The organism is Ideonella azotifigens, assembly GCF_006519715.1.
Classification (GTDB): Bacteria; Pseudomonadota; Gammaproteobacteria; order Burkholderiales; family Burkholderiaceae_C; genus Ideonella; species Ideonella azotifigens.
This window is the reverse complement of the sequence record NZ_VIDT01000240.1, coordinates 1-7,528: the sequence shown is the minus strand read 5'-3', so window position 1 is coordinate 7,528 and position 7,528 is coordinate 1. Positions and strand designations below refer to the sequence as shown.

Below are 7,528 nucleotides of genomic sequence, written 5' to 3'. Positions count from 1 at the left end.
CAAGCCCCGGCCCAGGCCGCTGCCAGCCCCGGTGCCGGAGGCCGAGCCCAGTTTCTTCGAGTCGCTGACCGGCAATCCGTTTGTGCTGCCAGGTGCTGTCGGCCTGGTGGCTTTGCTGGCCGGCCTGGGCGTGATGCGCCTGCGCCGCCGCAACAGCGACCAGGGCAGCGAGACCTCGTTTGTCGAAAGCAAGCTGCAGCCCGATTCGTTCTTCGGCGCCAGCGGCGGCCAGCGCGTGGACACCCGCGACGGCACCAGTTCCTCGTCCTCTTCGTTGAGCTACTCGCTGAGCCAGCTGGACGCCATCGGCGACGTGGACCCGGTCGCCGAGGCCGATGTCTACCTGGCCTATGGCCGCGACCTGCAGGCCGAGGAAATCCTCAAGGAAGCGCTGCGCACCGACCCAGGACGCGTGGCCATCCGCAGCAAGATGCTGGAGGTCTACGCCAAGCGCGCTGACGCCAAGAGCTTCGAGATCCAGGCCCGCCAGCTGCTGGAAATGACCGGCGGCCTGGGAGAGGACTGGGAGAAGGCGCAGGAGCTGGGCCGCTCGATCGACCCGAACAACGCGCTCTACCAGCCGTCTGGCCCGATTGACGAGGTCGACATTGACACCTCGTCCGACGCGCCACCGGACCTGCGTGAAGACCCGGTCCCTGCGCCTTACCAGCCGCCAGTCGCACCGGCGCCGGTCTACGCCGCGCCAGAGCCGCTGCCTGCGTTCGACGAACTGCCGCCACATCCGGACGCGCTGACGCCGGACGGCCGGGTTTCGACCTACGACCTGGACATTGACCTGGACGCGGCTTCCTCGCTGACCGGCCTGGAGAGCACCCGTCCGCTGACGACCGTGGGCGGCAATGTCACCGAGCTGCCACCGCTGCAGGACGAACTGGGCGGCAAGCTTGACGCTTTGGACATGCCCGAAGTGCTGCCCACCGGCATGGAGCCGCTGCCCGACCTGTCGGACCTGCAGCCGCCCGCGCCACCTGCTGCGCCGGCACCTGACTCCGGTTCGGTGGAGTTCGATTTCGGCGACCTGTCGCTGGACCTGAACGAGCCGACGACGGCCTCTGGCACTTCGGCCGACCTCAGCGCCGACCTCGAGCCCGAGACCGAATCCGGCGACACGACGCCGTCGATGTCGTTCGATCTGGAGCCAGAAGATGGTGACCCGCTGCAGCGCAAGATCGAGCTGGCCGATGAGTTCCGCCGCATCGGCGACGTTGAAGGCGCACGCGACCTGCTCGAGGAAGTGCTGAGCAAGGGCAGTGCTGCATTGCGCGCCCGCGCCCAGTCCATGCTGGATGAGCTTGGCTGACAGCGTGCCGGCTGGTGAGGCGGCCGACTCGCCGCCCGCCAGCCTGGCGACGGCGGCGATGTTGCCGCCTGCGCTGGACGAGGCTCCCTCGCAGCGCATGGCCCTTGGCATTGCCTACCGTGGCGATGCCTACCACGGCTGGCAGAGCCAGCCCAGTGGCCGCACGGTGCAGGACAAGCTGGAGACGGCACTGGCCAAGTTCGCCGCGCAGCCCGTGACCACGTTGTGCGCCGGCCGCACCGACACCGGCGTGCACGGCCTGAACCAGGTCGTGCACTTCGACACCCCGCTGCAGCGCGAGCTGTTCTCGTGGGTGCGCGGCACCAACCGCTACCTGCCGCCTGACATTTCCGTGCAGTGGGCCCGGCCGGTACCGGCCAACTTCCATGCCCGCAACAGCGCGCGCGGCAGGCGCTATCGCTACCTGTTGCTGGAATCGGCCGTGCGGCCGGCCATCGAGCAGGGCGGCTGCGGCTGGATCTTCCGTCCGCTGGACGGTGACGCGATGCGCGACGGCGCTGCCCGTCTGCTGGGGGAGCACGACTTCAGCTCGTTCCGCTCGTCCGAATGCCAGGCCTTGTCGCCGATCAAGCTGATGCGGCAGATCGACATCGGCCGCCGAGGCGCCTATTGGCGCTTTGACTTCGAGGCCTCGGCCTTCCTGCACCACATGGTGCGCAACATCATGGGTTGCCTGATCGCCATCGGCACTGGCTCACGCGCGCCTGGCTGGATGGACGAGGTGCTGGCCGCGCGCTCACGCGACGCCGCCGCGCCGACCTTCGCGCCGCAAGGGCTGTATTTCGTCGGCCCGGTCTACGATGCCGACCTGCAGTTGCCGAACCACACGCACGCGATGGACTGGTTGCCATGACCCGAATCAAGATCTGCGGCCTGACCCGCGAAGCCGACGTCGACGACGCGGTGGCGGCCGGTGCCGATGCTGTTGGCCTGGTGCTGTATGCAAAGAGCCCGCGTGCCGTCACCGCCGCTCGGGCCGGCGAACTGGCGCGGCGGCTGCCGCCTTTTGTTACCCCGGTGCTGTTGTTCGTCAACGCCAGCGCCCAGGAGGTGAGGGCGGGGCTGGAAGAGGTGCCGATGGCGCTGCTGCAGTTCCATGGCGACGAGCTGGCGGATGACTGCGCCAGTTTCGGGCGTCCCTTCCTGCGCGCCGCGCGCATGGCACCCGGTTTCGATTTGCTAGACTTCGCAGCTCGCCACCCGCAGGCTGCGGCCTTGTTGCTCGACGCCCACGTCGAGGGCTACGGGGGCGGTGGAAAGGCATTTGATTGGTCGCTCATTCCCGCAAACGTGCCCCGTCCGCTCGTTTTGTCTGGTGGGTTGAATCCTGCAAACGTGATCGATGGGATCTTGCACGTCCGGCCCTGGGCCGTTGACGTCAGCTCCGGTGTGGAAGCCGCCAAAGGCATCAAGGATGCCGCGCTGATGCACCGGTTCTGCGAGGCTGTGCGCGAAGCTGATGCCCGCATGGCCGACGCGATCTCCTGATCCCAAAGGTTTTTCCATGTTTGCCTATCAACAGCCCGATGCGGCTGGCCATTTCGGCCCCTATGGAGGGCGGTTTGTTTCCGAGACGCTGGTGCACGCGCTCGACGAACTGCAGGCCGCCTACGAGCACTACCGCCACGATCCTGAATTCATCGCCGAATTCAACAGCGAACTGGCCCATTTCGTCGGCCGGCCCAGCCCGATCTACCACGCCGCCCGCATGTCGCGCGAGATCGGCGGCGCGCAGATCTTCCTCAAGCGCGAAGACTTGAACCACACCGGCGCGCACAAGATCAACAACACCATCGGCCAGGCCCTGCTGGCCCGCCGCATGGGCAAGCCGCGTGTCATCGCCGAGACCGGCGCCGGCCAGCATGGCGTGGCCACCGCCACGATCTGCGCCCGCTACGGCATGGAATGTGTCGTCTACATGGGATCGGAAGACGTCAAGCGGCAAAGCCCGAACGTGTTCCGCATGCATTTGCTGGGCGCCAAGGTCGTGCCGGTCGAGTCCGGCAGCAAGACGCTGAAGGATGCGCTCAACGAAGCGCTGCGCGACTGGGTCACCAACGTCGAGAACACCTTCTACATCATCGGCACCGTGGCCGGCCCGGCGCCTTACCCGGCGATGGTGCGCGACTTTCAGCGGGTGATCGGCGATGAATGCCTGGTGCAGATGCCCGAGATGGCCGGCCGCCAGCCGGACGCGGTGATCGCCTGCGTGGGCGGCGGCAGCAATGCGATGGGCATCTTCTACCCCTACATCCCGCACGAGGGCGTGCGCCTGATCGGCGTCGAGGCCGCCGGCCTGGGGCTAGCCAGCGGCAAGCATGCCGCCAGCATCTCGGCCGGTTCGCCCGGCGTGCTGCACGGCAACCGCACCTACCTGCTGCAGGACGACAATGGCCAGATCATCGAGACCCATTCGGTCTCGGCCGGTCTGGACTACCCTGGCGTCGGCCCCGAGCATGCCTGGCTGCACGACATCGGCCGGGCCGAATATGTCGGCATCACCGACGAAGAAGCGCTCGCCGCCTTCCACCGCCTGTGCCGCACCGAAGGCATCATCCCGGCGCTGGAATCGTCCCATGCGGTGGCCTACGCGATGAAGCTGGCGGCAACGATGCGCCCTGATCAGAACCTGCTGGTGAACCTCTCCGGCCGGGGCGACAAGGACATCAACACCGTCGCCAGCCTGGCCGGGATGGAGGGCCTGTCATGAGCCGCATTGCAGCCACCTTTGACGCGCTGAAGCGTGACGGGCGCAAGGCCTTGATTCCCTACGTCACCGCGGGCGATCCGGCGGCAGACGCGACGGTCGAGATCATGCTGGCGCTGGCCGAAGGCGGTGCCGACGTGATCGAGCTCGGCGTGCCGTTTTCCGACCCGATGGCCGACGGTCCGGTGATCCAGAAAGCCTCCGAGCGCGCGCTGGCGCGTGGCATCGGCACGGTGCAGGTGCTGGCGATGGTGCGGACTTTCCGCATCCGCAACCAGCACACGTCGGTGGTGCTGATGGGCTATGCGAACCCGGTCGAGCGCTACGACCAGAAGCACGGCGCGCAGGCCTTCGTGAAGGACGCGGCCGAGGCCGGCGTGGACGGCGTGTTGATCGTCGACTATCCGCCGGAAGAGTGCGAGGACTTCGCCGCGCTGCTGAAGGCGCATGGCCTGGACCTGATCTTCCTGTTGGCGCCTACCTCGACCGAGGCGCGCATGGCGCAGGTCGGCCGCATTGCCACCGGCTACGTCTACTATGTCTCGCTGAAGGGCGTGACCGGTTCCGGCAACCTGGACACCGCTGCGGTGGCCGAGGTGGTGCCGCGCATCCGCCAGCACGTCAAAGTGCCGGTGGGCGTGGGTTTTGGCATCCGCGACGCGGCCTCTGCGCAGGCCGTGGGACGGGTGGCGGACGGCGTGGTGATAGGCTCTCGCCTGATCCAGCTGCTCGAAACCCAGGCGCACGACTTGCTTGCACCCACGGCTCGGCAGTTCATGGCGGAGATCCGTCATGCGCTGGATGCGCTAGATCCGTTGTAAAGTCGAATTGAACGTTGAGGAGCTTTGATCCATGAGCTGGCTTGAGAAACTGCTGCCCCCGAAAATCCAGCACACCGACCCGAGCGAGCGCCGCTCGGTTCCGGAAGGCCTGTGGATCAAATGCCCCTCCTGCGAGTCGGTGCTGTACAAGACCGACCTGGAGCAGAACCTGAACGTCTGCCCCAAGTGCAGCCACCATCACCGCATTGGTGCCCGTGCCCGGCTGGATGCCTTCCTGGACGCCGAGGGCCGCTACGAGATCGGCCACGAAGTGCTGCCGGTCGATGCGCTGAAGTTCAAGGACAGCAAGAAGTACCCCGAGCGGTTGAAGGCCGCGATGGAAGCCACCGGCGAGACCGATGCGCTGATCGTCATGGGCGGCTCGGTGATGAGCGTGCCGGCGGTGGTCGCCTGCTTCGAGTTCGATTTCATGGGCGGCTCGATGGGTTCGGTCGTCGGCGAGCGTTTCGTGCGCGGCGTCGAAACCGCCATCGAGCAGAAGGTGCCGTTCATCAGCTACACGGCCACCGGCGGCGCGCGCATGCAGGAAGGCTTGTTCAGCCTGCTGCAGATGGCCAAGACCAATGCTTCGCTGACGCGGCTGGCCAAAGCCAAGCTGCCCTACATCAGTGTGTTGACCGATCCGACCATGGGCGGCGTTTCCGCCAGCTTCGCCTTTGTGGGCGACGTGGTGATCGCCGAGCCCAAGGCCTTGATCGGCTTTGCCGGCCCGCGCGTGATCGAGAACACCGTGCGTGAAAAGCTGCCTGAAGGCTTCCAGCGCGCCGAGTTCCTGATGCAAAAGGGTGCGGTGGACATGATCGTCGACCGCCGCCAGTTGCGCCAGACCATCGCCCACCAGCTGGCGATGCTGCAACGCCAGAACGCTGACGCAGTGGCCTGACCCGGCTTCGGACCGACCCAGCTTTAACCTTTCTCTCCCTTCGCCCCGGCCCGCCATCAGGCGCGCCGGGGCGTTTTCATCGGCACTTCGCTTCATGAACCTGGACGACTGGCTGGCGCACTGCGAGCGCCTGCATCCCAAGACGATCGACATGACGCTGGAGCGCACGCGCACCGTGCGCGAGCGCCTGGGCCTGCAATTCAAGGTGCCGCTGATCTCGGTCGCCGGCACCAACGGCAAGGGCTCGACCTGCGCGATGCTGGACAGCATTGCCCGCGCCGCCGGCTACCGCGTCGGCCTGTACAGCAAGCCGCACCTGGTGCACTTCGAGGAGCGCTGCCGCATCAATGGCGAGCAGGTGGCCGACGCCGCGCTGGTGCCGCACTTCGAGGCGGTCGAGGCCGCGCGTGGTGACATCTCGCTGACCTACTTCGAGTTCACCACGCTGGCAATCGCCCGCGCGCTGGCCGAAGCCGACCTGGACCTGGTGATCCTGGAAGTTGGCCTGGGCGGGCGGCTGGATGCGGTCAACGCGTTTGATGCCGACTGCGCGGTCATCACCAGCATCGACATCGACCATGTCGAGTACCTGGGTCCTGACCGCGAAAGCATCGGCCGCGAGAAGGCCGGCATCCTGCGCGCCGGCCGGCCAGCCATCGTGTCCGACCCGGTGCCACCGGCCAGCGTGATCGCTGCCGCCGAAGCCCTGGGCGCCGACCTGTGGCTGGCGGGGCGTGACTTCAACCAGTTCGGTGACCGCCAGCAATGGGCCTGGAGCGGTCGTGGCCGGCGGTATCACAGCTTGGCGTACCCGGCGCTGCGCGGCGCGAACCAGTTGCTGAATGCCGCAGGTGCATTGGCGGCGCTGGAGTCTCTGCGTGATCGCGTGCCCATCACCGCGCAGGCGGTGCGGCTGGGCCTGTCCACGGTTGAACTGCCGGGCCGCTTCCAGATCGTGCCGGGCCAGCCCACGCTGGTGCTGGACGTGGCGCACAACGCGCAATCGGTCGCCGCGCTGGCGCTGAACCTGGACCAGATGGGCTTTTCGCCCTGCACGCACGCGGTATTGGGCGCGATGCACGACAAGGATCTGGACGCGCTGGTGGCGCGCATGGCCACGCTGGTCGACCGCTGGTACCTGTGCGACCTGCCCGTGGCACGCGGCGCCACGGCTGCGCAACTGGCCGAAGTGGTGGCGCGCCTGGCACCCAAGGCGCAGGCGCAGCAGCACGCCAGTCCCAAGGCCGCACTGGCCGCAGCCGTGGCTGGCGCAGACCCGGCTGATAGAATCGTGGTCTTCGGCTCGTTTCAAACCGTGGGCGGCGTGCTGAAGGATGGTCTGCCTCGGCTGGGCGCGCCTCATCAGGCGTGAGCGAGGCCAGGCAAGCGGGCCTTATCCTTCCAGCCTGCCGCCTGCCCGGTCATCACGCATGGGTTTGCTGTCCAAGTTCAAGTTCGGTTCTTCCAAGACAGCGGCCAAGGCAAGCCCTTCGGCCGCAGTCGACCCCGCCGAGTTGGTGCGTGAGGTGCGCAACCGGGCGCGTCGGCGCCTGATTGGCGCGGCAATGCTGCTGGTCATCGGCATCATCGGCTTCCCACTGCTGTTCGAGACCCAGCCCCGGCCGATCCCGGTCGACATCCCCATCGAAATCCCCGCGCGCGACACCGTGCCGTCGCTGCTGCCCAGCGGTGCGCGCCAGGCCAGGCCCGATCCCGCGCTGCAACCGCCGCCAGAAGAGGCGCCGGCTGGCAGC

7 protein-coding genes and 1 pseudogene are annotated in these 7,528 nt (G+C 67.3%); all 8 read left to right on the top strand.

Annotation, left to right across the window (positions count from 1 at the left end; all coding sequences use genetic code 11):
- Window positions 1-1,321: motility hub landmark protein FimV (locus FKP22_RS15375; protein WP_310733336.1), on the top strand; the 1,321-nt coding region annotated here is incomplete at its 5' end.
- 58 nt (window positions 1,322-1,379) lie between these two features.
- Window positions 1,380-2,195: a tRNA pseudouridine(38-40) synthase TruA gene (truA, locus tag FKP22_RS15370; RefSeq protein WP_141288347.1), complete on the top strand. Its 816-nt coding sequence runs from the start codon at window positions 1,380-1,382 to the stop codon at window positions 2,193-2,195.
- A complete protein-coding gene (locus tag FKP22_RS15365) occupies window positions 2,192-2,830 on the top strand; it encodes a phosphoribosylanthranilate isomerase (RefSeq protein WP_141288346.1) in 639 nt (212 codons plus the stop codon). Before truA ends, FKP22_RS15365 begins: the two co-directional genes overlap by 4 nt.
- A 16-nt stretch (window positions 2,831-2,846) precedes the next feature.
- Entirely contained in the window at window positions 2,847-4,052 is a 1,206-nt protein-coding gene (gene trpB / locus FKP22_RS15360; RefSeq protein ID WP_141288345.1) for a tryptophan synthase subunit beta, read from the top strand.
- Window positions 4,049-4,870, top strand: a complete 822-nt coding sequence (gene trpA, locus FKP22_RS15355; RefSeq protein WP_141288344.1) for a tryptophan synthase subunit alpha — start codon at window positions 4,049-4,051, stop codon at window positions 4,868-4,870. The genes trpB and trpA overlap by 4 nt, the downstream gene beginning before the upstream one ends.
- Window positions 4,871-4,901: 31 nt before the next feature.
- Complete coding sequence (gene accD / locus FKP22_RS15350) at window positions 4,902-5,774, top strand: acetyl-CoA carboxylase, carboxyltransferase subunit beta (protein ID WP_141288343.1); 873 nt, start codon at window positions 4,902-4,904, stop codon at window positions 5,772-5,774.
- Between the two features lie 94 nt (window positions 5,775-5,868).
- On the top strand, window positions 5,869-7,146 hold the full coding sequence (folC, locus tag FKP22_RS15345) for a bifunctional tetrahydrofolate synthase/dihydrofolate synthase (RefSeq protein WP_141288342.1): 1,278 nt from the start codon (window positions 5,869-5,871) through the stop codon (window positions 7,144-7,146).
- Between the two features lie 58 nt (window positions 7,147-7,204).
- Window positions 7,205-7,528, top strand: a pseudogene (locus FKP22_RS15340) (SPOR domain-containing protein); the annotation flags it as partial.